Consider the following 381-nt stretch of genomic DNA (forward strand, 5'->3'; position numbering starts at 1 on the left):
GCGGCCCGCCCTGAATAAATTGTTTGTTTTTGTAGTAATGCCTGGACTGGTCTTTGATTATCATGTAACCATAGTGCCGCTCTAATCCCCCCGCATGAACAAACGGGGTATTTTTATTATTTGGAATATCAACATAAAACGGTTTCACAAATGACAAGAGTTTCATCGCGGAAGAAAACATCAGTTTGCCTTTCTCGCTATAAACCTCCAGTCCACTGTTGCCATAGATACTCAATTCCGATATCGGGGCAAAAAAATATTTACCGCCCTCCCCGTAAACCTCAGCAAAATTATAGTATCCCAGTTGTCGGTTACTCTCCCCATCCGCCGCTTTTTTCAGAAATCCCAGCGCCGGGGATTTATCCGAAATCTGGACAAATC

At 43.6% G+C, this 381-nt stretch carries 1 protein-coding gene; it reads right to left on the minus strand.

Annotation, left to right across the window (positions count from 1 at the left end; genetic code table 11):
- The coding region (locus AAC854_RS23275) for a hypothetical protein (RefSeq protein WP_340619152.1) at positions 1-381 on the minus strand (381 nt) is incomplete at both ends.

The sequence above is a fragment of the Xenorhabdus entomophaga genome (genome assembly GCF_037996725.1).
Taxonomy (GTDB): domain Bacteria; phylum Pseudomonadota; class Gammaproteobacteria; order Enterobacterales; family Enterobacteriaceae; genus Xenorhabdus; species Xenorhabdus khoisanae.